Annotated in this window: 18 protein-coding genes and 1 pseudogene; 10 read left to right on the top strand and 9 right to left on the bottom strand. The window is 40.3% G+C overall.

The features are described from left to right. The 5 genes and pseudogenes from H6G26_RS09200 to H6G26_RS09180 form a co-directional block, all read left to right on the top strand. Positions 1-129, top strand: a pseudogene (locus tag H6G26_RS09200) (photosystem II D2 protein (photosystem q(a) protein)); the annotation flags it as partial. Between the two features lie 966 nt (positions 130-1,095). Continuing rightward, complete coding sequence (locus tag H6G26_RS09195) at positions 1,096-1,377, top strand: 4a-hydroxytetrahydrobiopterin dehydratase (protein WP_190728960.1); 282 nt, start codon at positions 1,096-1,098, stop codon at positions 1,375-1,377. A 629-nt stretch (positions 1,378-2,006) separates the two neighbouring features. Beyond that, positions 2,007-3,737 (top strand): iron uptake porin, encoded by a 1,731-nt coding sequence (locus H6G26_RS09190; RefSeq protein WP_190728959.1) that lies wholly within the window; start codon positions 2,007-2,009, stop codon positions 3,735-3,737. Between the two features lie 454 nt (positions 3,738-4,191). Further along, positions 4,192-5,154, top strand: coding sequence for a cysteine synthase A (gene cysK, locus H6G26_RS09185; protein ID WP_190728958.1), 963 nt, complete (start codon positions 4,192-4,194; stop codon positions 5,152-5,154). A gap of 15 nt (positions 5,155-5,169) precedes the next feature. Beyond that, entirely contained in the window at positions 5,170-5,874 is a 705-nt protein-coding gene (locus H6G26_RS09180) for a J domain-containing protein (RefSeq protein ID WP_190728957.1), read from the top strand. 1 nt (position 5,875) lies between these two features. On the opposite strand, the gene H6G26_RS09175 is transcribed toward H6G26_RS09180, so the two are convergent. Further along, on the bottom strand, positions 5,876-7,108 hold the full coding sequence (locus H6G26_RS09175) for a GTPase (protein WP_190728956.1): 1,233 nt from the start codon (positions 7,106-7,108) through the stop codon (positions 5,876-5,878). Positions 7,109-7,236: 128 nt separating this feature from the next. Between H6G26_RS09175 and H6G26_RS09170 the strand changes: the two genes are divergently transcribed. Next, the gene (locus H6G26_RS09170) at positions 7,237-8,109 is read left to right on the top strand and encodes a 6-carboxytetrahydropterin synthase (protein ID WP_190728955.1); all 873 of its coding nucleotides are present in this window, start codon (positions 7,237-7,239) and stop codon (positions 8,107-8,109) included. A gap of 270 nt (positions 8,110-8,379) precedes the next feature. Here H6G26_RS09170 and H6G26_RS09165 read toward each other — a convergent pair whose 3' ends face one another. The 3 genes from H6G26_RS09165 to H6G26_RS09155 all read right to left on the bottom strand — a co-directional run bounded on the left by H6G26_RS09165 (position 8,380) and on the right by H6G26_RS09155 (position 12,273). Beyond that, a complete protein-coding gene (locus tag H6G26_RS09165) occupies positions 8,380-9,348 on the bottom strand; it encodes a PrsW family glutamic-type intramembrane protease (protein ID WP_190728954.1) in 969 nt (322 codons plus the stop codon). Continuing rightward, positions 9,341-10,264 (bottom strand): class I SAM-dependent methyltransferase, encoded by a 924-nt coding sequence (locus tag H6G26_RS09160; RefSeq protein WP_190728953.1) that lies wholly within the window; start codon positions 10,262-10,264, stop codon positions 9,341-9,343. Before H6G26_RS09160 ends, H6G26_RS09165 begins: the two co-directional genes overlap by 8 nt. A 326-nt stretch (positions 10,265-10,590) precedes the next feature. Continuing rightward, positions 10,591-12,273 carry a DUF3352 domain-containing protein gene (locus H6G26_RS09155; RefSeq protein ID WP_190728952.1) on the bottom strand — a complete coding sequence of 561 codons (1,683 nt, stop codon included), beginning with the start codon at positions 12,271-12,273 and terminating at the stop codon, positions 10,591-10,593. A gap of 555 nt (positions 12,274-12,828) precedes the next feature. Here H6G26_RS09155 and H6G26_RS09150 point away from each other — a divergent pair. From H6G26_RS09150 to H6G26_RS09135, 4 genes are all read left to right on the top strand, one after another. Next, positions 12,829-15,492, top strand: a complete 2,664-nt coding sequence (locus H6G26_RS09150) for a M1 family metallopeptidase (protein WP_190728951.1) — start codon at positions 12,829-12,831, stop codon at positions 15,490-15,492. Positions 15,493-16,343: 851 nt separating this feature from the next. After that, positions 16,344-18,068 carry an AarF/UbiB family protein gene (locus tag H6G26_RS09145; protein WP_190728950.1) on the top strand — a complete coding sequence of 575 codons (1,725 nt, stop codon included), beginning with the start codon at positions 16,344-16,346 and terminating at the stop codon, positions 18,066-18,068. Positions 18,069-18,096: 28 nt separating this feature from the next. Then, a complete protein-coding gene (locus H6G26_RS09140) occupies positions 18,097-18,471 on the top strand; it encodes a hypothetical protein (RefSeq protein ID WP_190728949.1) in 375 nt (124 codons plus the stop codon). A 419-nt stretch (positions 18,472-18,890) separates the two neighbouring features. Next, positions 18,891-19,775 (top strand): hypothetical protein, encoded by an 885-nt coding sequence (locus H6G26_RS09135; protein WP_190728948.1) that lies wholly within the window; start codon positions 18,891-18,893, stop codon positions 19,773-19,775. Between the two features lie 260 nt (positions 19,776-20,035). Here the strand turns inward: H6G26_RS09135 and H6G26_RS09130 are convergent, their stop codons facing one another. The 5 genes from H6G26_RS09130 to H6G26_RS09110 are packed head-to-tail and all read right to left on the bottom strand — an operon-like array spanning position 20,036 to position 25,184. Further along, the gene (locus H6G26_RS09130) at positions 20,036-21,067 is read right to left on the bottom strand and encodes an Npun_R2821/Npun_R2822 family protein (RefSeq protein ID WP_190728947.1); all 1,032 of its coding nucleotides are present in this window, start codon (positions 21,065-21,067) and stop codon (positions 20,036-20,038) included. Between the two features lie 16 nt (positions 21,068-21,083). Further along, complete coding sequence (locus tag H6G26_RS09125) at positions 21,084-21,974, bottom strand: Npun_R2821/Npun_R2822 family protein (RefSeq protein WP_190728946.1); 891 nt, start codon at positions 21,972-21,974, stop codon at positions 21,084-21,086. Positions 21,975-21,977: 3 nt separating this feature from the next. Beyond that, positions 21,978-22,958 carry an Npun_R2821/Npun_R2822 family protein gene (locus tag H6G26_RS09120; protein ID WP_190728945.1) on the bottom strand — a complete coding sequence of 327 codons (981 nt, stop codon included), beginning with the start codon at positions 22,956-22,958 and terminating at the stop codon, positions 21,978-21,980. 3 nt (positions 22,959-22,961) lie between these two features. After that, entirely contained in the window at positions 22,962-23,921 is a 960-nt protein-coding gene (locus H6G26_RS09115) for a glycosyltransferase family 10 (RefSeq protein ID WP_190728944.1), read from the bottom strand. Between the two features lie 45 nt (positions 23,922-23,966). Next, a complete protein-coding gene (locus H6G26_RS09110; protein ID WP_190728943.1) occupies positions 23,967-25,184 on the bottom strand; it encodes a glycosyltransferase in 1,218 nt (405 codons plus the stop codon). Positions 25,185-25,229: the final 45 nt, after the last annotated feature.

Here is a 25,229-nt window from a genome sequence, read left to right as displayed (position 1 = left end):
TTTGAAACCTTCTATACCAAAAACATTTTGCTGAACGAGGGTATCCGCGCTTGGATGGCTCCTCAAGATCAACCCCACGAACAATTTGTATTCCCTGAGGAAGTTCTACCTCGTGGTAACGCTCTCTAATATAAAAGCCAACCATGACTTGAATCAGGTTGTGATTGTCAAAAATTGACACGAACCAAATTAAATAATCACCTTGGCATAAGCCTATAAAGTGTCAATATTTCCCATTCTCCAGTAATCTCCCGCCTTTCGGTGGGGGATTTTTTTATATATGGTTAATATCTCTAAATTTATGTGTTATATTAAATGAAGGTTATAAACCCAGAGCAAATGCTCTGCCCTTTTGAGACTAAGACCGCTTAGGCAACAAGGAGGTGATGCCCATGATAGAAAGTAGTAAATGCATGGGTCATCAGGTTGCAGTTAGCCGGCTGCGCGCCGGGGCTGTTCTCTAAAAGTTAGCCTTAGTTATCTTTGAGATACTAAGTTAGCTCAAGTAGCTAGGCAAGCTCGGAGTTCCTTCCGGCAGTCTGGTTGCAACCTGAAGACCCGCTACACCGCTCTGATTTAGATCGCCTGATCTAAATCAGAGCGGATAGTTTTTTGTAGGCAAATTTTGTTTTATCAATGGTTGCTTTTGACAACTGAGATGGCGATGCCTTGAAGTGGACAAAGCTAACACATTTAATTTTTCTTAAAAATAAAAATATCTTGCATCAAACTTTGGGGTTTGACCAGATGTTAGCAATAGCGTTTAAGCTAATCGTCATTCAAGGCTAAGGTTATGCAACTTAGAAGCACATTAGCTTATCTACACAAGCCCAATTTAAATATACACACACCAATTATGCCCTAGTTTATCCTCCCATCTTTGTCTGTGGAGGAAAAAAGAGGTTTGATTTTATGAAATATTTAAGCTCATCCCATCCCCTTTTAGGGGATGAGATAACACGAAAGACTGTTAACTGTTAACCGTCAAACATCAACGGCGTTGGGGCATCTCTCATCCCATTTTTTAAAAAGAGTGGGCTTTCCCAACGCCTTTTTATAATGTAATTAAGATAATACAAACGGGAATTCTGTGATATGGCACAACTACTCACTGAGGCAGAAATTCAAGAAAGTGCAAAGGTTCTGTCAGGTTGGAGTGTTGAAGGCTCCAAGTTGCAAATTACCCGCACATTCAAGAATTTTATTCAAGCAATTGAGTTTGTCAATAAGCTGGTGGAGCCTGCTGAATCAGCAGGACATCATCCTGATATAGAAATTTCTTACAACAAAGTGAAGATAACACTCACAACACATGATGCAGGCGGGCTGACGCAGGCTGACTTTGATGTAGCGCAGAGGATTTCCCAAATAAACTAAGTGATTTATTCTGATATCTTGCACTAGCAGATGGAAGTCATACAGGCCATGCAAGACACAGTGCATAGCAAGCCTTAAGAGTAGAACTACGGTTTTTCTTTGGAGTGACGGGTTTCAAAACCCTTGATTCCTAAGCTTGTATTTGTGACCACAATAGCAGACAAACTACCCTGCTAAAAGGCTTTGCCTACGTTTGTATAGCCGAGCTAGTGTGTTTATAACTAATGTGCAATTTCTATTAGGGCTAAGTCCAAGAAGTGATTTTTACTTACAAGTTGCTAAGTATATCAAGTTTCGGTCAATTTAGCCAACTAGAGAACAAATGCCCTAAACCCTACTCCCTGCTTAGATATTTAGATAATTATGTGTGACAGTTTTTAAGCCGATCGCTGTGAGCTTGTCATCTAGATCAGATGTTTTATAATGTTATGATATAAAGATATGTTTTTGCATAAGTTAATCACATAAGTTTTTAACCCTAAGTTAATCGTTTATTAGCTTTGCAAAAACTAAAATTGTAGTAGTGGTAACTAAGCCTCATCCACAGGTTTCTATGAGATGTCGCTTTTTTGAGATTTTAGGTGCAACGAATACAATTATCTAAACAAGGTGTGAGGAGTAAAGAGAAGATGTCTAGTATATTGTGGAAATCCTTAGTGGTTAGCCCAGCAGTTTTGGGAGCTACATTGTTAGTTTCAGCAACAGCAATTGCGGCTCCAAACAAAACCACTGAAGCATCATTGGTCGCACAACCAGGTGTAACTGAAGTTGCCCAACAGCCAGAAATATTGGCTCAAACAACCATAGATCAAGTTAATCGCTACAGTAATGAAGGTAGCCAAAGTAACTCTCAGTCTCAAGTAACATCAGTTTCTCAATTTTCCGATGTACAACCCACCGACTGGGCATTCCAAGCGTTGCAGTCCTTGGTTGAGCGCTATGGTTGTATTGCAGGTTACCCAAATGCTACTTATCGCGGTAACCGTGCTTTAACCCGTTATGAATTTGCCGCCGGTTTAAATGCCTGTTTGGATCGGGTTAACGAATTGATTGCTACAGCAACAGCTGACTTGGTGACCAAACAAGATTTAGCTACCTTACAACGGTTACAAGAAGAATTTTCCGCAGAATTGGCTACCCTACGCGGTCGTGTAGATTCCCTAGAAGCGCGGACTGCGGAATTGGAAGCTAATCAGTTCTCTACTACCACCAAACTAGTCGGTGAAGCGATTTTTGCTGTTAGTGATGTCTTTGGCGAGAACACTGGTGATGCTAATAATACTGTCTTCCAAAATAGAGTCCGTTTAGACTTACAAACCAGCTTCACTGGTAGAGACGTTTTGCACACCCGCCTTGCAGCCGGTAATGCACAAGCCTTTTCACTAGTAGATAACGGTGGTGTTGGTATCAACAGTGCTGAAGGCACACAAACATTTCAAGTTGGTGGTGGTACTGGTAACAATAGTGTCAGCATAGATCGTTTGACCTATGAAGCTCCCGTAGGCCCAGCTCAAGTTTACCTTGCGGCAACTGGAGGACGACACAGCCATTACGCTGCTGTTAACAACCCTTACTTTTTCGACCAAACTGACGGCGGCAATGGTGCTTTGTCTACCTTTGCTTCTGAAAGTCCTATCTATCGGATTGGTGGCGGTGCAGGTATAGCGCTGAATCTACCTCTTGGTCAAGGCGGCGGTATTTTAGGAAATAGTTCAATCACCGCAGGTTACTTGGCATCGGATGCTAATAATCCTGGTGTTGGTCAAGGTCTTACCAATGGCGACTATGCAGCGTTAGGACAGTTGAATTTTAGTGTTGGCGATCGCTTGGCTTTAGCTGCTACCTACGTCCATGCGTATAATGGCACAGGTGGTAATTTATTTGACTCGGGTGCTGGATCAAACGTAAACAACACTTTTGCGGGAAATGTTGCAGTAGGTACCGGACAAGCTAACACTTTAATAAACTCAGGTTCCAGCAACTCCTACGGTGTGTCGGCTGCCTTTAGACCCAGCGAGAAGCTGTCAGTTAGTGGCTTCGTCTCTTATCATGATGTTACAGGCTCTGGTATTGCTGATGATTTTGAAGCTTGGTCATACGGCGCCGGGGTTGCTTTAGCTGACTTTGGTAAACAGGGTAACGTTTTAGGTATTTTTGCTGGTGCACAGCCCTATTCCTTTAACCGGGTAGGTGTTGGTGCTGGTAATGATGTACCTTATCACTTTGAAGGCTTTTACAAGTATCGTGTGTCAGATAATATCTCTGTTACCCCTGGCGTAATTTGGTTGACCTCTCCTGGCCAAAGCAGCGAGAACGATGATGCGATTATCGGTACACTCAGAACAACTTTTACCTTCTAGAGTGTTGACTATCCATTGACAAATTTAAACTCTATTTTCCCCGCCATGAGGCGGGGCTTTTTGTTGTCTGTAGCAACAACGAATAAACTCCAGTAGAGAACCGGAATATACTAGAAAAGTTAGAAGCTATGAGTTAATAATTAAAAATTTTTAACTTATTTAAAGGTGGCTATCTATAAAATGCGAGATCCCCGAAAGATCATCCTTTTGGAAATTTTGGAATGTTTAAAAGGATTATAGATTCAGACTAGTGAAGAAAACGTTATAGCGATCTTCGGTTGAAGCAAGTCGCTCCGCAAATTTAGTGTTACAAAAATATATCCTTCAGGATCTTTGTGAAAAACCATATTACCGGCGGTAATTAGATATCATGTACTACATTTAGTCAAGAGTCGTTTGTCTTTGCTTGCAACTAATGACCAATGACTAATAACTAATAACTAAGGACTAAATTATGCGAATTGCTCGTAATATTACAGAACTAGTTGGTCGTACACCCCTAGTGCAGTTGAACCATATTCCTCAAACAGAAGAATGTGTTGCTGAAATTGTGGTGAAACTGGAAAGTATGAACCCATCGTCATCAGTTAAAGACAGGATTGGGGTGAGTATGATTAACGCTGCCGAAGAGGAGGGGCTGATTACTCCTGGGAAGACAGTATTGGTAGAACCCACCTCTGGAAACACAGGAATTGCCTTAGCAATGGCAGCAGCAGCTAAGGGATATCGGTTAATTTTGACAATGCCAGAGACAATGAGTGGGGAGCGTCGGGCAATGTTGCGGGCCTATGGAGCAGAACTGGAACTAACGCCAGGAATGGAGGGTATGAGTGGGGCAATTGAGCGGGCGCAGCAAATAGTTAATAGTATGCCAAATACCTATATGTTGCAACAGTTCCGCAATCCAGCCAATGCAAAAGTGCATCGGGAAACTACAGCTCTTGAAATCTGGGAAGATACTGATGGACAAGTAGATATGATTGTGGCGGGCGTGGGCACAGGTGGTACGATCACTGGTGTAGCAGAAGTGATTAAAGCACGCAAGCCTAGTGCTAAAGCGATCGCTGTTGAACCAGCCAATAGCCCAGTTTTATCTGGGGGACGTCCAGGGCCACACAAAATCCAAGGAATTGGCGCTGGGTTTATTCCCCAAGTTCTCAAGATAAAATTGATAGATGAAGTGATTACCGTTACCGATGAAGAAGCGATCGCTTATAGTCGGCGTTTAGCAAAAGAAGAAGGGCTACTATCTGGTATTTCCAGTGGAGCAGCTTTATGTGCAGCAATTCGCGTTGCCCAACGTCCAGAAAATAAGGGACGTTTAATTGTGATGATTCAGCCCAGTTTTGGTGAGAGGTATTTGAGTACACCGTTGTTCCAAGACCTGGAAACAAGGTTAGCCGCTAGCATCAGCTAACGATAAATTGAATTAATGGTCAATTCTAAGCACGTTTCTAACCATTACGAAACTCTCAAAATTAGTTCTAGTGCAAGCCAAGCGGAGATTAAGCAAGCTTATCGCCGCTTGGTTAAGTTATTTCATCCTGACAGTAATCAAGAAACAGCCGATCACGAGCAGATAATCCGCATCAATGCAGCTTATGAAGTCTTAGGCGACAACCAAAGTCGCCGCAATTATGACCAACAACTGCAAGATGACTCTCAAAAATTAAATAGCGATCGCCAACAGCGTACAGCATCAGCGCAAAATCATTACCAGACAAGACGAAAAACTGGACGGGACGTTGACGAGCAAGTTGAAGAATGGCTGCGCCAAGTTTACCAACCTGTAAATCGCTTGCTTTGTAAGATTCTCTATTCGTTAGAAGAACAAATGGATCAATTAGCTGCTGATCCCTTTGATGATGAGTTATTAGATGAATTTCAGGAATACTTAAAAACCTGTCGAGATGACCTCAAGCAGGCACAAATTACTTTTCGCTCTCTACCAAATCCGCCTAGTTTAGCAAGAACGGCGGCTCATCTCTACTACAGCCTTGATCAAGTAGCAGATGGACTTGATGAATTGGGTTATTTTCCTTTGAACTACGATGAGCGTTATTTACATACAGGTCAAGAGCTATTCCGCATAGCTACGGGATTACACTGTGAAGCACAAGTTTCAGTTAATCAATAGTTTAGGAGGCTGTATTTCTTGCCTCTGGTAAGGTGAGAAAATATACAATCGCAGCATCCCCTAAACCTTGTGTAGCGATCGCACCAGCGCCAACTGCCAGCAAGCTACCAAAACCAGGTACAAATTTTAAGGCAATATCAGCTATACCGATCATGCCAGCATTTACTGCAACACCTATTCCTGCATTTACAACAAAGTCTTTGACGGTTTGATCAGAAAACTCCCGTCCACTCAGCCAGCCAATATACATAACCATAAAAGTTTGAATAGGAACCACTAGTGGTATTGCTGCACCTGGAATGGGATTGATAGAAACAAAACTAGACAAAGCAGTACAAGCTGTAACAACTGTCCTAGCAACATGGAGTTGAAAATTGTCAATATGCGCCATTCGTGCTAATGAGCCGCGTATCTCGCTTGGCGTATACTTGATCATTGTCTCCACTAATTCAGTGATATTCCACCGATCATCTTCATCAGGAAGAATTAAACCGTTCTTTCCATCTTCATATTTAGCATCCGCAACAGTAGGAACAACATCTCTAACACATCTGCTTAATTCTTGTCTTGCTTTCAAGAAAGCAAAAAAACTTTTAACTTGTTCCTGAACATTGCGATTTTTCGTTTCATTGTTAGTTGGGAAATAAACTTTCTTAGGTTGTAATTGATCGCACTGTGTCAAAACTCCAATAACAGGTAAATCGCGCCTATACAGCTTCTTAATTTCTTCAACGATTAATTCACAGGCATTGAGGTCTTCGTCACTAGCGCTATGAACCTCTGTTGCTTTACACAAGAAGAGAATGACATCTGGGCAATCTTTTTTTACCGCTTGCATGATGCTTTCATAAGGCGTTTTAGCTGAATCATATTGCCTTGGAGCCATTGACTCCTGTAAACCTCTTGTGTCTAGAATATGGAGTAAATCACTGCCATTGTGATAGTATTTCTTCCATTCAGCCATGCCTGTTTCTGGTGCTGTATCACTGACTTCTGCAACCTTTAAACCACAAATGGCATTAATTAGGGATGATTTACCGGATCTAGAACGACCAATTACCATAACTCGTGGTGGACGTAGCCCTTGGAGAACAGAACGTAAGTTGTCTAATTTTTCCTGAAGTTCGTTCTTTAATGGGAAAAATCCGGGAAGTGAGTTCACAATCTTAAGGAGTTCTGTTGCTAAATATTCATTACGACTCAGCGTCTCATTATTCTCTTGAAAAGCAGTCATCTTTCAAACTCCAAGCTTGACGAGTATTTTTCTTCGTATATTATTCCCATAACCACTGACAGAGAAATTAGTTTATGCTGGAAGCAGAAAAAGATTAAGAAATTTTAAATTCTGCTCATAGTGTACTCATGCAATGTATTGTTAACCGCCGCGCCCAGTTTTCGGCAAGTCATCGTTATTGGCTGCCAGAACTGAGTGAAGCTGAGAATATTGAGAAATTTGGTGCTTGCTCTAGATTTCCGGGACACGGACATAACTATGTCTTATTCATCTCCCTAGCTGGGGAATTGGATGAATATGGCATGGTATTGAACTTGTCTGATGTAAAACAAGTAATTAAACGGGAAGTTACCAGTCAATTGGACTTCTCTTATCTCAACGATGCGTGGGCAGAATTTCAAGAAACTCTGCCCACCACTGAGAATATTGCACGGATTATTTGGCAGCGACTAGCACCTCACTTACCTTTAGTCCGTGTGCAGTTATTTGAACATCCTGAACTTTGGGCAGATTATACGGGAAACGCAATGGAAGCCTACCTCACCATCAGTACTCACTTTAGCGCCGCCCATCGGCTAGCTCACCCTAACCTCAGTAACGAAGAAAACAATGAGATCTATGGTAAGTGCGCCCGTCCTCACGGTCACGGACACAACTATCATCTAGAAGTTACCGTGAAAGGGGAAATTGATTCACGCACTGGCATGATTGCCGATTTAGGGGCATTGAACCAAGTAATAGAAGATTATGTAGTAGAGCCATTTGATCACACCTTCTTAAACAAAGACATTCCTTACTTTGCTGAAGTTGTGCCCAGTGCTGAGAATATCGCACTTTACATTAGTAATTTACTGCGATCGCCTATTCAAGAATTGGGAGCTAAACTTTACAAAGTGAAACTGATTGAAAGTCCCAATAACTCCTGCGAAATCTACTGTACTGAATCTGAATCAAATTCAGTCAGCGCAGCCGCGAGTCAGCCAGTATTAGCAAGGATTTAGGCAATTAAAAATTTAGGCATAGGCATTTTTAATAATTCGTAATTCGTAATTATTAAAATTAGTCCTTTCAAAGTGACTTGAAAAATTTGTTTTCTTCTGTCTGTGTCTTTGCGGTTTAAAAGTAATTTATTTAACCGCAGAGTCACAGAGGACACAGAGTAAAAAAGATGAGTGGAAAGAATCGCCAGCAAATAGTTCTAAATCAGCAGTCGTCCAACGCACTGGAGTTGTTTGCATAGAGAACCCCCTAGCATTTTCTTAAATCATATTTTAAAAATACCGACGACGAGCGGAATGTCGCAAATAACGATAAATGCCCCAAGCTAAAACTCCGAAAAAGAGATTTAGTGAAAAGCGACTAATTATAAACCATAAAATATCAGGATCAAAAAGCTTCGACGGACTCAAGGGACTAAGAATCCTGGCTAAGAGAAACAGCCCAAAAATAGCATTTCCACCCAGCACGAGGGCAAACAGCACCAAACTCCTCTGCCAGTAACGGTGTTGGGGTGTATGGCCTGAGATTACGGTAATGGCGAGTTCGCCTTGCACTTTCCGCAGTAATTGTTCTAATCGCCAAAACATCCACAAGAGAAACGGGAATAAACCATAGCTCAGGAAACCTAAAGGTAGTGAGTAACGCCAAGCACTTGATAAGACATTAACTAAGGCATGGCAGATTACAGAATTTAACCAAGCCCTAAAAATGAACTTTTTGTCTCGATTTAACCGAGTGTTGGAGGAAATATAGATTCCTAAAGCATATCCCCAAGGTGCAGAGAACATAGCGTGGACTGGCATACCGATTATACGGTCTAGAATTGATGCTGTATCGTGGAAAAGGTAAATCCAATTCTCTTCGGCAGTGAATCCAAGGGCAACGGCTATGGTGAAAAGGAAAACGGTAGATGCAAATAATCGATACTTGCGTTGCAAATAGTAGGTTGGGATAACTACCGCTATAAACTTACAACCTTCTTCAATTGGGCCTACTTCCACAAGCTGCCGCAAGGCTATACCAGGAAGCCAACGCTTGATCTGATGCCAGTCTATAAATCTGTTGGCTACAATTTCAAAAATCCATTCGAGGCTAAGGGCTAAGATACCAGATATTGCCCCGATGATAAAGAACATCAGCAACCTTAATAAAGGTGGGGCAAATGGCACTCGACAGTAGTAGTAGCCTAGCAGCAGCAATGGTGGTATTGCTGCCCACAAAATTAGAGATAAATCAACCACTCACCTGAGCAATCACTGTACGGTGACGGTGGGTATTGTTGGTGATAGTAGGAATTTGGAAACCTGCCTCAACAATAGCTTGCTCAATGTCCAAAGCAAAATATTCATCTAAATATGGTTCAGTACTTTTGAGCAACGTCAAAATGTAGGCTGGCATTTTCTGGTAAACTTCAGATTTTGGATTCATGTCCATGATTGCTAAGTAACCACCGGGACGCAGTACGCGCCGCATTTCAGCAAAAATCTGGTGAGTTGCTGACTGGGGTAATTCGTGACACATTAGAAAAATGGAAACTAAATCAAAAGAGGCATCTGGTAGTCCGGTAGATTCAGCTTGGGCATGAAGCCAGTTTATTTTAGCTTGACGTTGTTGGGCACGGTAATTGGCAACAGCTAAAAAGTAGGGAGATAAGTCCAAGCCTGTAATTTTCGCATGGGGATAAACTGCTTGTAAGGCAAAACTACTCAAGCCAACACTACACCCTACATCTAAGATGTCTTGCGGCTCATTGGGGATTTGGCTTTTCAGGATATCATGGTAACTTTGGCGCAGCATGGGATCGCCTTGCGCTTCTTCAGTGCCCTGACGAATCTTAGCGTGGACAGCGTAAGCAGCAGGTTCTACCTCAAAAGCGGCTTGCCAACTGAGGTTTCCGGTTTCGTAGGCATGGAATGAGGTGACATAGTAATTGGGGTAGGAAAGCTGAGGATTTTGTACTTGAGCTAGATCGGCTTTCCAATCAAGTGCCTGTAGTGTTTCGACTTCTTGCGTCCAAGGCACACCAATCCTCTCGGCACGTTTAATCATCATTTGTCTAGCTTGATGCTTGGCTAGGTTAGCTAAAGGCTTGATTGCCAGTACGCCATTCACCAAACGCGAAGCTAAACCAGGAGTAGTATTTACAGCAACGGTCATAAATCAGTTTGCATTTAACAGCCTTTTCTACTTATGACATACTTGCTGGACGGCAGTCTATAAATGAATTGAATTGTATAACGGCAGTCTAACTGTTACGCATTTAACTTGAACATTTACATGAATGCTGATGACTGATGACTGATAACCGTCAACAGTTAACAATTAACGACCATAAAGAGTATTTATACAATTTAGGCGCGCATCAGCTTATTTATTGAAGATTAGCAAGAGTTCGATAGTTAATCTATCAGAGATGGAGAAAATTTCCTCCCCGCGTTAGCGCGTCTCACTATCTCCGCATCCTCTTGCCAATTCCCCATTCCTTATTTTGCAGTATTCGGCTTAAGAGCTAACAACATCTCTAATTCACTGGTAGATTTATCGGGGCTATTAGCGGTAAAAGCAAGACCACGAATGGAACTCAGGATCGTGATGGTATTAGCGTCAGATGAGATAAAACTATTGATCAAGGGCACAGTTTTAGTTTTATCCATATCTAGGTAAAAATAGCCACCGTTGGGCTTGTGCAAAGAACCAGTAACGGCTTTGAAAGCGTCGCTATTATTGAGAGATTGATTTTTGCGATCGCTAATTGCGTCAGCAACTGGCCCACCAAGAGCCACAAATACAGTGTCTTGATCCAGCCAACCATGCGCCAATAAAGCTCCTTGTTTGGGGATTTGCCATTCAGTTACGTCTTTACCAGCGATATTTCTGTTGGCGACGTTGATTTGTTGGGTTTTGGCCAGGGTATCCAATTTTGTTAAGGTGGCTTCGGCAGTTTTGCGATCGCTAGTATCAAATACTAAAGCACCTCCAAAACCAACATTTGCTAACACACCTTGATTAGATGGAACCGCACCAAAAGCGAATTCTCCATTCATCCAGCCAAAAATATCCTTATCCAGGTCAATATTGACAAATTTCAGTTTTCCTCGCACCTGTTCAAGAGCTTGCTTCATTTCTGGATAATTTTTTGACTCTTCTACTAACGTCTGCCAGCCACGGCTGATGCCATTTCCGCTAACCAGAGCAAAGGTATCAGTGGGAAATTGGCCGACTATATTCCCAGGACTTGATTGATACTGGAATTTATTCAGTTGCGGATCTAAATTCGCGATCGCTTTTACCCGCACTCCCGCATCATCAACACCAACACCAGCCACCACAGATTTTATCTGCTTCAGTTGCGTCAAGGCTTGTGGAGGTAACTGCTTTGCCTGCTTACTTCCGGCTGCTAATTGCTGTACCATGCCTGCATAGTCTGGTACATAAATTTGGGCAAGGCTGTTTTTGACATCCACTCCTTTGCTGAGAATGCTGCTTGCACCTTCTTTACTGGCAAAAGAAGACTGTCCCTTAAAGGTGTCAATTGCTTTTTCTACAGCTTGCTTTTCGGGGGCTAATATCAAGTGACTATTATTTAAAACTACGCTATATGTCGGCTTACCATTTTCTGTAGTTTCGATAATTTTTTGACCTTGGTAGTCAGATTCCTGGAATTTCACCCCTTTTTGTGACTTCAATTTATTAGCAAAATTCAAGGCACTAAGTTTGTCTTTGATTCCCACCACCATCAGGATATTTGATTCCTGCTCTAGATTTGTTGGTACATTAGGTGCCCTAGAAGGCACTTTTAACTGCGCCTGTTTCACAGGATTTGGTGGCAGTACAGCAATCATTACACCACCAGCCCAAGGCTTTATGTCTTTTTCATAAGAAACGTTACTGTCACTGAACATTTGCTTATTGAAATTTTCCAGACTTTTTGCTACTAACTTTTGTGCTTCTGGAGTACCAAACTGCTGTAACTTGGCCCAGGCTTGAGAATCAGTAGTAATGTAAGTTGCCATCAATGCTGTTGAAGGCACTAATTTCGCACTGCCTAGAGCGTCTGAGCTAGCTCCTGATGGGCTTTTAAAGTACATATAAGCCGCTATACTTCCTGCTACAACTACAGCAGCACCAACAGCAGGAATCAAAAACTTTGATTTACTTTCGGGCATTTTATTATCCTCTTTTGCTGAGATTGTCACCGAGATTTATCCAAGTGTCATTGTAGAGTTTTCGGATTTATTAATAATTTCCGCTCATTGATCGGTATTTACTGATAAAATTAGTAGTCCTATAAGCTAGAAGTCTAAAATAATTACTCTAAAAATGACTTCAAGAGAATGAAGAGCGAATCCGCAAATGATATGCTGTTCGTTTCAAACAAAATAGCCTGCTCAACAGAGGCAAGCTATCCTAAAGTTATAAGAACAATTGGGAGTATTTGTACTTAATCAGAATCTATCGAGGTGCAAGAGATTCTTGACTCGATGACAAAAAAGTGCAAAACATCAAGAAAAGTAGATGCGGGAGGGATATGGAAAAAAATCCAAGGATTGGCAGCCGACCTTTGGAAATTCGGGTGAGATTAATTTCAATCCCCCAATCCCAAAGAGGAGTTCTCACCTCCATAATGCCCTGTTGTGGGAAATACATTTAGACACCGCTATTTTACTTAATTACATCCAGCCAAGCCAGACTTTTCAGGATTACAAGGTCAGTAAGGATCAATGTCGAAGTCTTATTTTGATACAGATAATAACGGACACAAACCTTTTGAGTTACCGGGAGCAAGACCACACTACAACCCCGATCGCCCCGGACAAGTGGAGCATATTTTTCTCGACCTCAGCTTAGATATTCCAAAGCTTTGCTATCAGGGCAGTTGTAGCATTCGCCTCTTACCAATCCGTAATGGCATTGACCGTTTGACTTTGGATGCTGTCAACCTGAATATCGAGTCTGTGCAGGTGGACGAGGTGCCACAAAATTTTGACTACGACGGGGAACAGCTTTCCATCGAGCTTTCTGAGGCTACCCAGATTGGTAAACGCTTGCTGATTGCGATCGCCTACTCGGTGGCAAAACCACAACGCGGTATTTACTTTATTCAACCAGACAAGCACTACCCAAACAAGCCTACTCAAGTTTGGACTCAGGGAGAAGACGAAGACTCTCGCTTTTGGTTCCCCTGCTTTGACTATCCAGGACAACTGTCTACTTCAGAAATTCGCGTTCGTGTTCCCAACCCTCTAGTAGCAATTTCCAACGGCGAACTGATTGATACTACAGAAGATGGTGATTACAAAATCTACCATTGGTCACAGCAACAAGTTCATCCTACCTACTTAATGACTTTGGCTGTAGGTGACTTTGCCGAAATTCGGGATGAATGGAAGGGGAAACCAGTTACCTACTACGTAGAAAAGGGGCGGGAAGAAGATGCTAAACGCAGCATGGGCAAAACTCCCCGCATGATCGAATTTTTGAGTCAAAAGTATGGTTATCCATATCCTTTCCCAAAATACGCTCAGGTTTGCGTCGATGACTTCATCTTTGGTGGGATGGAAAATACCTCCACAACCCTGTTAACAGATAGATGCTTGCTGGATGAACGCGCCGCTTTAGATAACCGCAATACAGAAAGTTTAGTCGTCCACGAACTCGCGCACCAGTGGTTTGGTGATTTGGTGATAATTAAGCATTGGTCTCATGCTTGGATTAAGGAAGGGATGGCTTCCTATTCTGAGGTGATGTGGACAGAACAGGAATATAGTCTAGAAGAAGCAGCTTACTATCGTTTATTAGAAGCTCGTCGTTACATTAGTGAAGATAGCAGCCGCTATCGTCGTCCAATGGTAACGCATATCTACCGCGAAGCCATTGAACTTTACGATCGCCACATCTACGAAAAAGGGTCTTGTGTTTATCACATGATTCGCGCCCAATTAGGAGATGAATTGTTTTGGCAGGCTATCCAAACATTTGTTCAAGATAATGCCCACAAAACCGTAGAAACAATAGATTTACTTAGGGCGATTGAAAAGGCTACCGGACGTAATCTTTTGTTCCTTTTTGACCAATACGTTTATCGTGGTGGCCATCCCGATTTTAAAGTAGCTTACTCTTGGGATGGTGATGCTAATTTGGCAAAAATTACGGTAACTCAAACCCAAGCTGCTGAAGGTAAAAATGGTAGTAAGGATTTGTTTGATTTAAAAATACCTATTGGCTTTGGCTATAGGCAACAAGCAGAAGTGAGAAGTGAGGATTTAGGAGTTAAAAATAACTCTCAACTCATCACCCCTAACTCACAACTCAAAACTTTTGTAGTGCGGGTAAATGAACGAGAACAAAGCTTCTACTTTCCCTTAGAAAATAAGCCCCAGTTTATCAGCTTTGATGTTGGGAATAATTACCTAAAAACAGTAGCTTTAGAGTATCCAATACCAGAGTTAAAAGCACAATTAGAATCTGACCCCGACCCGATTTCGCGCATCTATGCAGCAGAAGCTTTGACGAAAAAAGGCGGGTTAGAAGCTACCATTGCACTATCTGCGGCGCTCAAAAATGACCCCTTGTGGGGCGTGCGTGTGGAAGTGGCGAAACAGCTAGCCAAAATTAATTTAGACCAAACCTTTGATGGCTTAGTTCTTGGCTTAAAAGATAAAAATGCTTACGTACGACGATCTGTAGTGGAAGCACTTGCTCAAATTAAAACTGCTGAAAGCTATAAAGTTGTAAGAGGGATAGTGCAAAAAGGCGATCCTAGTTATTACGTGGAAGCAACAGCCTCTCGTGTAATCGGGGCGATGTCTGCGACGGGTTTCGCGTACGCATCTACTAACTTGAAAGAAAAACCCAAGGAAGACAAGGTATTAAAGCTGCTAAAAGGCGTTTTAGAAGACAAGGCAGGTTGGAATGAAGTAGTGCGGAGTGGTGCAATTGCTGGTTTAGCTGAATTCAAAACCTCGGAAGCAGCTTTAAATCTCTTGCTCGAATACACCAAACTCGGTGTACCACAACCTCTACGTTTAGCCACAATTCGCGCTTTAGGAAAGATTTCTGTAGGTCAAAGTCCGGTTAATTTGGAACGAATTTTAGAACAATTAACAGAACTAGCTAAAGAAACCTTCTTTTTAACGCAAGTGGCGGTAGCAGCAGCATTAGGACAAATGGAAACACCCAAAGCAGTCGGGATTTTGCGATCGCTAGCTGAACAAACAGCCGATGGGCGTGTACGTCGCTATGCTGAAGAAGAAATTTCCAAAGTGCAAAAGAACATTGGTTCAGAAAAAACCCTGCGTCAATTGCGTGAGGATTTCGACCAACTCAAACAACAAAATCAGGAATTAAGAAGCCGTTTAGAAAACTTGGAGGCAAAATCTAAATAGCATTGCACGATCGTTAAAAGTAGCTAATTGGTAATTGGTAAGTGTGGCAAAATCACTACCTATTACCAAATTTATAGTATTTATAAATAATGATTCTATTATGAGTCGGAGGTTAATTCTTCGACCTAACTATACTAATTTTAGTACTAGTACAGCACGGCGTAAATAGAGATACCATTCACAATCAGGGAAAAGCTGATAACACAAGCTTTTTGACTTTTGATTTTTGACTACTCAAGTGGACTGAAATTTTCCGTTTATATAGTTTTTCCTAATCAAATGAGGTACATCAGAGCAAGCTCCTCGCTTACTCTTAGAGGAGCTTGGGGGTGGGGTTCTGGTTCTATACCTACTCGACTGAGAACCGCTATAAGATAGCCTTCTACATGGCTAAAAATTTTGTATTTAGTCCTTTTGAGAAGACTTGAGCTATTAGCCTTGAAATTTATTCCGACGCGGGAATGGTAACGAAGATTAAATTCAAGACAGTAATAGTACTAATACTCCATATAACTGTTAGTAAATAAAGTTACTTTTGATCCCAGTTTATTTAAATTTGCATAATCAGACACAGGTAGATATTTATATTTTTATAAATAATAGTTAAGAAAAGATAAAATCCTCTGAAAGCTTGATAAGTAGTTGTAGTTTTATAAAGTATAATTAAGAAAAAGATAAACAAATCTTAGGCAGTAACAAATGCTAAAATCACCGCGAACAGTATCCCAAAAGGGTAAGAGTTCTAGTTGTTTTAGATAAAAGACTACCGCTATCCTGAACTTGCAACTAACTTGTGGGTTAGGAGAAAAACAATCATTGTAAATTTTTCAGTTGAAGAGGCAAAAAAAGGCGTGGGTCAGTATCAACCTGCTCTGCTAAAACTCTATAATCCAGAGGCGATCGCTCGCTACTATAGTTACCGTCCCTGGCTAGCCTGGGGGCGACTCCTGAGAATTATCTTCTCTTTTGCGGGATTTATACTCAGTCTCAAGTGGGACGAATGGCAAGATAAAGTTGAGCAGAACAAGGGTAAACGAGCTATCCAGTTGCGAGAACTGCTCACCCGCCTCGGCCCGACCTTTATTAAAGTTGGTCAAGCCCTCTCTACCAGACCTGACCTGATACGCAAAGACTTTTTAGAAGAACTGATCAAGTTACAAGACCAGTTACCACCTTTCGATAATGCGATCGCTTACAAAATTATCGAAACTGAACTCGACCGTCCCATTGACGAATGTTTTAGCGAACTGTCGCCTAGCCCAGTAGCAGCAGCTAGCTTGGGTCAAGTATATCGTGGTCGTCTAATTAGTGGCGAAGAAGTCGCAGTGAAGGTGCAACGCCCTAACTTACGCCCGACTCTCACCCGTGACCTCTATTTATTGCGGTGGGGGGCGGGTTGGGTAGCTCCCTGGTTACCTCTTAATCTCGGTCACGACCTAACTTTAATCGTGGACGAGTTTGGCACGAAGTTATTTGAAGAAATCGATTATATAAATGAAGGTCGCAACGCCGAAAAATTTGCTAGCAACTTCCGCAACGACCCGGAAGTAAAAATTCCAGGCATTTACTGGCGTTACACTAATACCCACGTTTTAACCCTGGAATGGATTGACGGCTTCAAGTTGACAGATACTAAACGCATCCGCGAAGCAGGTTTAGATCCAGAAGCTATTATCCAAATTGGCGTTACATCGGGTTTGCAACAGCTTTTAGAATACGGCTTCTTTCATGCTGACCCTCATCCCGGCAATTTGTTTGCTGTACCCGATGGTCGTATGGCTTATATTGACTTCGGCATGATGGATCAGTTAGAGGAAAACACCAAAGAAACGCTGGTGGATGCGCTAGTGCATTTGGTGAATAAAGACTACACCGACTTAGCCGAGGATTTTGTAAAATTAGGATTTCTGACTCCAGACACGAATATTTGTCCGATTGTGCCAGCATTGGAAGCGGTGCTAGGAAATGCTATTGGCAAAAATGTCAAAGATTTTAACTTCAAAACTATTACCGATGAATTCTCGGAACTGATGTATGAATATCCTTTCCGAGTCCCGGCGAAGTTTGCTTTGATTATTCGTTCCTTGGTGACTCAAGAAGGTATTGCCCTTAGCCTCAACCCAGATTTCAAAATTATTGAAGTGGGTTATCCCTATATAGCACGGCGGTTGTTAACAGGGGAATCGCCTGCATTACGGCGACGATTATTGAATGTGTTATTCAAAGATGGTAAATTTCAGTGGCAGCGGTTAGAAAATTTAATTGCGATCGCTCGGACTGATAACAACTTTGATGTATTGCCCACGGCCCAGATGGGGTTCCAATTTTTAATTTCGGAAGAAGGCAAGTTTCTGCGACGACAACTGGTGCTTGCTCTCACCGAAGATGACCGCCTCCACACCGAAGATGTCCAACGCCTGTGGAATCTGGTTAAAGATGACATAAAACCAGATCGTTTATTAAATGTAGCGATCGGCATTTTAACAGACTTATCCAGACAAGGCGCATCTGCCATCCTCCCAAACGCTACATTCCTTGAGCCTTTTGCTGGGAACCAGCCAACAAACAAAAAGTAAAAATTTTTAATATAAATCAGGAGTTTTCATGTATTATTTTCCTCTGCAACCGCCTTATTTTCTGTTACTTGTTGGCTTTTTAACAGCATTAACATCTGGTTTAGCATTAGCTGGCACGTTGAAAGTAATTATGCAGCAATGGCCAAGCGAGCGCACAGAAAATACTAAACCGCGTTCTTCACTAAAACAATTATTTGTTCCATTTATCGGCATAACTGGCGGTACTTGTCTATTTCTGTCTTCAGGTTTAGCAATATTTGGCTTTCCCAACTCCTTAGCTTTAGGAGTCGGTTTACCAATTAGTCTGTTTACTTGTTTGCTAGTTTGGTTGCAGCTGGGAAGTATGATGACCTTTATAGAACGCGAAGGTATGCAATCTTTAGATTTAGATTCTATGCCATAATTTAAAACAATATGATTACAGTGCTTTCCAAGTAATTGCCCTACTTTGCGCCTCAGTCATGGTCTAAATACCTGAAAATAGCTATAAGTTCTTGTTAACTGAATTGTATTCAGATATAGAACACTTCACTAATATACAAATCAACCTAAATGCTTACCATTGGGGGTGAGCATTTATATTTTGGGTATGATAATTTGTCAAGGCTTTGTCAAGATGCAATTAATCGCGTCTTTACATCTGTTAGGGCTTGGATGGGATTTAGTAATCGGATAAAATAACTACTATTACAGTAGTCAGCATCTACATTATATATGTAAATATAGTATTTAATTTAAATCTGGATAGGCTGTAAATTCTGCTGTCTCGAGACTATTTTTGATATTAGTTGTCAGTCGAATTTTATTTAATAATAAAATATTATGAAACAGGAAAAACCAGACGCTTGTTTTTGTACTTTAGCTTTGGGTGAAAGATATCGCTCTCATGCTTTACTATTAGCTCAAGATATTGAAAAACATTCGCCGGAAATATACTTAATTGTACTAACAGATAAACCACAAGAATTTAAAAAATACTCTAATGTTTTAGCATTTAAACATGAACAACAGAGTATTGGTTGTTATCACGATAAAAGGTTTGTAATTGCCAAAGCAATATCACTGTTTAATACTTGTATATTTGTCGATGCAGATATCAGAATATTAGATAAGTTACAACCAGAGATGAAATGGCTTCCTGGCATAACAGCAAAAAGTTGTACCAGTATTATCAAACATAATCACGCATATATTAATTCCGTAAATGATGCTTACAAGGCAAATAGAGCTAGAGATTTGACCATTCTCAGTAAGCTAGCACAAAAGCTAAACCTGGATTTAGAAGATACTAATATCCAGTTTGTGATGGAAATGTTATTTGTAGTGACAAGGCAAGATGGACGGGAAATAGAATTTATCAAGCACTGGGAAAATATTGCACTTTACTGTGAGTTAAATGGTTTTTATAATGCTGAGGGTTATGCAATAGGATTAGCTGCTGCTAAGGCTGGATTACCAGTTCGATGGGATGCTATGGATGGTATTGTCTATTTCAAAGATTGGGTAGAACACCAGAAAATCAAAAAGGGACAAGCGAATCCAGATACAACGCTAATATATTTTCAACAGCATGAAGCCATTGAGTACCGCCAAAATTCAATTTTTCAAAAGCTGGCACGTAAACTAAATAAATTTATCAGCTATTACTATCGGTCGTTGTGTTTAAGACTTGCGACATTGAGTAACTTTAATTTCTATTACCGATAGAATTTTATAAAAACCATCTGTTTTAGCCTATTAAAAACTTTAATATGACAAACCTAAAATCTGTCTCACAGCCAAATAACATTTTCAACTTAAATCTACTATATTTGTTAAAAATTATGTGATAAATGGAGCAACTATATATGACATTTCCAGAAAGCATTTTGATACTACTGCTTGGCTCAACAAAGAAAATGGACAACTTTCACCTATGCAAAGGCTAATCAATAAGTTGATTTAATTGGCATAGCTTTGCTTTGTTATTAGTGCCCATTAATTCTATCCTTTAAGTTACGATACTTTAACTTAATGTTATTGACTCTTTGCTGAATAAAACTACTAGTAGAGTTTTGCAGAAGCATTAGCTGGCTTGGGCGCGTAAATCTTGGAGGACGTTGTTCAGGTGATTTTAAATAGCGATAATATAAGAAAACATCGCGGTAAGGAATATCAACATTTTGACCTCCACAAAGCATTGTAAAATCAGAAGAAGATATACTCATATAGTGTAAGTATGTTAATTTACGCCCTTGATCGTAAAGGATATTATCTACAACATCAAATTTAGAAGCCCAATGACAACCAGTTCCTGTACCTTGATAAGCGTAATTGTAGTAAGAAATTCCACTACGTAAAACTAAATAGTTCAGAACTGTTTGATCAGAATCTGCCCATGCCAGTGCATCAGCTTCACCTGCTTCTAGTTTTTCTCGCAGATTGGCTAAATTAGCATCGTTAAACACATTCTTTTTAGAAGCAAACCAGCCAGAACAAAAAACGCGATTGCTGATATCTTCTATAGAAAAAATATTTCTTAGCTTATCTTCTGTCCAATTAAAAATATAATTCAAATCCGATTTATATTGAAAGTCATTTGTTACCCAATCATATTCATCCAACTTTTGATAAACATCATCGAGTGATTTCATCAACAAAGTATCTCCGTCAAAGAAGATAAACTTGTCAAATGGCCCATCCAAACAGCAAAGTTTTCGATGCCTTTCTATGCGATAATTGTCTGGTAAACCATATTCTTTCCACAGTTTTAACGCTCTCGGATGAGCTTTCCAGATACGAGTGCCAAAATCCTCCCAGCGAGCTATGGAAGCAGAGTCCTCAAATAAGGTAACATTATTCCTACCTACAATCTCTGCCTTTACCTTGTCTAACTGCTCATTATATGGAATTACACAAACAGGAATTTGTCTACCAGCATTAGCTTCTATACTGTTGAGTAACGCAACTAGTTGGTCATACACAACATCATTCGCTAGGGTGTAAATGCCATCAATCATTGGGATACTCCTAATATTAAGTGCGGGCAGCAATAAAGGGAAATAAACGGCGAGTCAATTTGGACATGAAGGCAAATTTGCCCTCATGGAGATAGCGATAGTGTTCCCACAATTGCCAATAAGGGCTACCAGTCTTTATTCGCGTACCAGCCCAGTGAAGATATTTTAGTCGTTGTCCTCGGTCATATAGGGCGTAGTCTTGCTGCTGGAAATTTTGCGAACCTGCCCAACTACCAGGGCCTCCCCCAGGAATTTTAACAAGATTTCCACGTTTGGAAATTAGTTTGATCACAAGATAATTTAAAATTGGTTGGTCTGTAACTCCTTCAGAAAAATCAAAATATTCACGATGTGCGGCACACTCTCGCAAAGCTTCATCCATTTGTTGTTCGGTAATAACTCCTTTTCTCGAAGCCCAAAAACCGCTATTAAAAACGTCTTGAAGTTGGGCATCAGAAAAAATTTGCTGCTCTTTTACAAATGGGGAAAAGATATTTCGCAGCTTGTCATTGGCATGATGGTAATCACAACAGAAGAAATCGACTTCTGAAAGTTTATCTAAATTATCAACGATTTTTTCAAAAACGACAATATCAGTATCAATATAAATAAATTCATCTAAAGGGCCAAACCAGACCACCAGTTTACGCATTTTATTAGGTAAAGCGAGAAAATCTCTATCAAAAATTTCTCCGATGCGTTTGGTAAATTTATCAATAAGTTCTAAATTTGGGAAAACTTGGACGTTGTGTAAAGTAGCAAGCTGCTCTGCTACCTTATGATAATTTTCATTAAATGGTATGAGATAAATAGTTACATCTGGGTCATAGTAACGAATGCTATTGAGTAAGGCGATCGCATTATCTATAACGCGGTCATTAGCAACAATATAAATTCCCCTGTTCATAAATTATCCTTGGTTAATTAACTTAAACTTTCGCAAAGCTCTTGTAAGTAAATTTCGTGTGGGAGCCTCATTATAATTCTTCGGAGGATTTTTAAAGACTGGGCGCTTTTCTGGTTCGTGTAAATAACGATAGTAGAGAAATAACTCTCGATAGGGAAACTCAATATTTTCTCCAGCACAAAGGGCTTGATTAATATTAGGAGGAATACCAATATAATGAAGGTAAGTTAGCCTATTGCCTCTGTCATAAAGAAGATGTTCTCGTTCCTCAAAGTGCTTCGATGTGGCAGAACATCCAGTTGTTTGATTATCTGGTAGTTGTTGAGCAAAGTTATAAATAGCAAGATTAAGCCTCATTACCATATAGTTGATAAGTGGTTGTTCACCAGCACCTTCATACAAAATTTCCGCTTCACCGTTTTGTAAATAGGATATCAGTAAATCTCTTTGTTCTGAGTTAAATATGCCCCGTTTTGAGCCATAGAAGCCTGAGCAAAATATTTCGGAATCAATGCGCTTTTGCTCGAAAACTTCTAGTAATTTGGGAGAATTAATATTATATATTTTACTAACGTCTTTAAATTGAAAATCGTAGACAACAAAATCATAACTATCGAGCTTTTTAAACACCTCTGCGAGAGAGTTCATTACTAAGGTGTCTGCATCTAAATAGATAAACTTATCGAATGGCCCATCAAAGGCGCAAAAACGACGGTGAGCGCCATAAAGGCGAGATTTACTGCGATTTAATCGTTCTGGTGCTGCTGAGAGCATAAATTGATCCCAGCGATTGATTGATTCTTGATTATCGTAAAGAAATACATTAGGGCGTTTAGCTATTTCATCAGCAATTCGCTGTGTTTGATCATCAAAAGGATAGATACAAACAGGAGTTTCCGTCCCCAAGATAGCATCGATACTGTTGAGCAAAGCCACCAGTTGATCGAAAACATAATCATTGCCAAGGGTACAAATACCATTCATAATTTATAAGTGTTGATCAACAAAATTTGACAACCAGTTAAGCAAGTTTAATTTGTGTAAAATTATCTGACGTGCTTCTGCGATCGCATTTTTGGCATCATACCAAGCATCAGGTGTAGCTGTCACTTCTTGGATATATGCAATGCCTTTTTCATCTAAACTCGGCAACCGCAAAAAACTACCCGGTGGCAATAATTTATCAGCAGCCGGGCCACCATAGTAAATTGGTAGACACCAAGCAAGCAAACTATCCCAAAGTTTTTCACTTACATACCAATTATTATTAGCATAATTTTCAATTGCCAGATTGTAGTAGTATGGTGCCATTCCATGCCATTTGTGACCAAGTTCTCCTTTTGTTGGCGACCATGCAGGTAAGTCCCGCCCATACAAATCGAATTTAGTATCGCTGGCTTGCAATGATTTTAAAAAGTCTAAACGCTGGCGATGGTTAGCTGTCCGGCTAATTCCCGAAGTAATCCAACTACACGAGGCAATTTTTTCCGGCACTGGCATCTCATTTAAATCTTCAAATGATTTAGCATGATACCAAATAGCCGGCATATAATCGGGATTGGGTGCAAAGTCATCGGGCCCAGAAACATGACCACAATACTTTTGAGCTTCCTGATAATTCCGTTTATTTATTTCTACAATTTCATCTAGAGGCGGTTCGCGGAGAAAATAAATAATTCGCTCTTTCGGCACACCGCATAATAGAGATTCTATATTTATTTCTGGTTTTCTTTGTCGTTTACGAATAATATCTAACAAAGATGGTTGGGGAGATGGTTGGGGAAAATCAAACTGATATAGCAACATAAAGTCTGGCTTTTGGGCTATTTTCAACATTTGGATATTGTCCCAAACACCAAAGTGGTGTGGAGTTTGTTGCCATAACCAATCTCTGGTTTTAGCAAGACCTGAATAGCTACTAATCATGCCAACAGTTTTGATAGTCATAAATCGTATTTATTTGTAGTTAGTTTTAAGTTAGTTTTTATACCGTTACACCATAATAGGTGGACGTTGAGCTTCTTCTATGTAGCTTAATATTTTGGTAATTCTATTCTCCCAAGAAAATTGCTGGGCAAAATCTATACTAGCTGCATAACCATCTATTTTACGAGGATAGGTTTCTAAAGTATGTAAAATACATTGGGCAAGTTTATGCGGGTCATCTGGTGTACACCAACTAGCAATTAAAGGTGATGCCTTGAATTCCATTAAAGGTGGAATCTCAGTTGCCACTATAGGAGTACCAGCAGCCATGTACTGAAAAAACTTAACTGGATTTGTGAAATCTGCTGATTTTCCAGCGCAGTGAGGATGAACCAAAATATCGGCTGCTTGAAACAAGCTGACTAATCGTTCCCGTGGAAGTATCCAGCCTAAAAACTCAACGTTTTCTATATTTTTATCTCTAGCTAGTTGTTGATATGCTTGTACTTGTGCTTCTGTACCTCCTGTAATGACAAACTGAATTTCTGGCAATTCTTTAGCAGAATCGATTAAAAGATCAACTCCTTTAAAAGGATACAAAGCGCCTGAATAGACAACTAAATGCTGACGCCTATTTATAAGTAATTCTTTACGCCATATTTCCGCTTCTTTAGGCCGTCTGATTGAAAATGATTGATTGAATCCGTTATGTAGCCAAATGACCTTTTCCGGTGGCATTCCATATTCTATTAGGCTTTGACGGATGGGTTCAGACTGAGTTATAGCTATTTTAAAATAGGAGCTGTGGACAATTTCTGGCTCATATTTTTGGTCTTGAAAGTAGTGACGTTCATAAATAGTAGGAATTTTATTTTTGACTGCGGCTTTGACAAAGTTCCAATCCCGTGTGTGGACAACTTTAGAATTAGGGCGGATATGAACAGGTAAAAAATACTTGGTTACTACTGTACTATAATTAGTAAATTTACCACCTATTTGATCAATAGGCCAAGGCATTGGCAATGCAGCAATTTTCAGCTTTTCTTGAACATCATAAAATTCTATAAATTCCCTATCAGGCTTTTTGGGTTTTTCAAGATAAATTAACGATAGTAGATTAGCAGAAGATTTTTTCTTATCTGGATACATTAAGACTGAGGAGTAGCCTAAGTTAGCCGCTGCGTTGGCACAAAGAACATCATGAATTTCGTGTGCTGTATCTGGTTGTAGTGATAATTCTCTGGTGTAAAAAATGTATTGATTTTTTTTTGAAAAATTTATCATTGTTTTGGATAATAGGTTTTCAATTGTTAATTACATTAACTAAAG

This window comes from Nostoc sp. FACHB-888, from assembly GCF_014696655.1.
GTDB lineage: Bacteria > Cyanobacteriota > Cyanobacteriia > Cyanobacteriales > Nostocaceae > Nostoc.
This window is presented reverse-complemented; position numbering and strand designations above follow the sequence as displayed.

Excerpts from the sequence above, each read along its gene's own strand:
- H6G26_RS09140 (WP_190728949.1), top strand. The coding sequence starts at position 18,097 with ATGTATTATTTTCCTCTGCAACCGCCTTATTTTCTGTTACTTGTTGGC.
- H6G26_RS09135 (WP_190728948.1), top strand. The coding sequence starts at position 18,891 with ATGAAACAGGAAAAACCAGACGCTTGTTTTTGTACTTTAGCTTTGGGT.
- H6G26_RS09160 (WP_190728953.1), bottom strand. The coding sequence starts at position 10,264 with ATGACCGTTGCTGTAAATACTACTCCTGGTTTAGCTTCGCGTTTGGTG.
- H6G26_RS09150 (WP_190728951.1), top strand. The coding sequence starts at position 12,829 with ATGTCGAAGTCTTATTTTGATACAGATAATAACGGACACAAACCTTTT.
- H6G26_RS09110 (WP_190728943.1), bottom strand. The coding sequence starts at position 25,184 with ATGATAAATTTTTCAAAAAAAAATCAATACATTTTTTACACCAGAGAA.
- H6G26_RS09155 (WP_190728952.1), bottom strand. The coding sequence starts at position 12,273 with ATGCCCGAAAGTAAATCAAAGTTTTTGATTCCTGCTGTTGGTGCTGCT.
- H6G26_RS09195 (WP_190728960.1), top strand. The coding sequence starts at position 1,096 with ATGGCACAACTACTCACTGAGGCAGAAATTCAAGAAAGTGCAAAGGTT.
- H6G26_RS09180 (WP_190728957.1), top strand. The coding sequence starts at position 5,170 with ATGGTCAATTCTAAGCACGTTTCTAACCATTACGAAACTCTCAAAATT.
- H6G26_RS09175 (WP_190728956.1), bottom strand. The coding sequence starts at position 7,108 with ATGACTGCTTTTCAAGAGAATAATGAGACGCTGAGTCGTAATGAATAT.
- H6G26_RS09170 (WP_190728955.1), top strand. The coding sequence starts at position 7,237 with ATGCAATGTATTGTTAACCGCCGCGCCCAGTTTTCGGCAAGTCATCGT.
- H6G26_RS09115 (WP_190728944.1), bottom strand. The coding sequence starts at position 23,921 with ATGACTATCAAAACTGTTGGCATGATTAGTAGCTATTCAGGTCTTGCT.
- H6G26_RS09130 (WP_190728947.1), bottom strand. The coding sequence starts at position 21,067 with ATGATTGATGGCATTTACACCCTAGCGAATGATGTTGTGTATGACCAA.
- cysK (WP_190728958.1), top strand. The coding sequence starts at position 4,192 with ATGCGAATTGCTCGTAATATTACAGAACTAGTTGGTCGTACACCCCTA.
- H6G26_RS09190 (WP_190728959.1), top strand. The coding sequence starts at position 2,007 with ATGTCTAGTATATTGTGGAAATCCTTAGTGGTTAGCCCAGCAGTTTTG.
- H6G26_RS09125 (WP_190728946.1), bottom strand. The coding sequence starts at position 21,974 with ATGAACAGGGGAATTTATATTGTTGCTAATGACCGCGTTATAGATAAT.
- H6G26_RS09120 (WP_190728945.1), bottom strand. The coding sequence starts at position 22,958 with ATGAATGGTATTTGTACCCTTGGCAATGATTATGTTTTCGATCAACTG.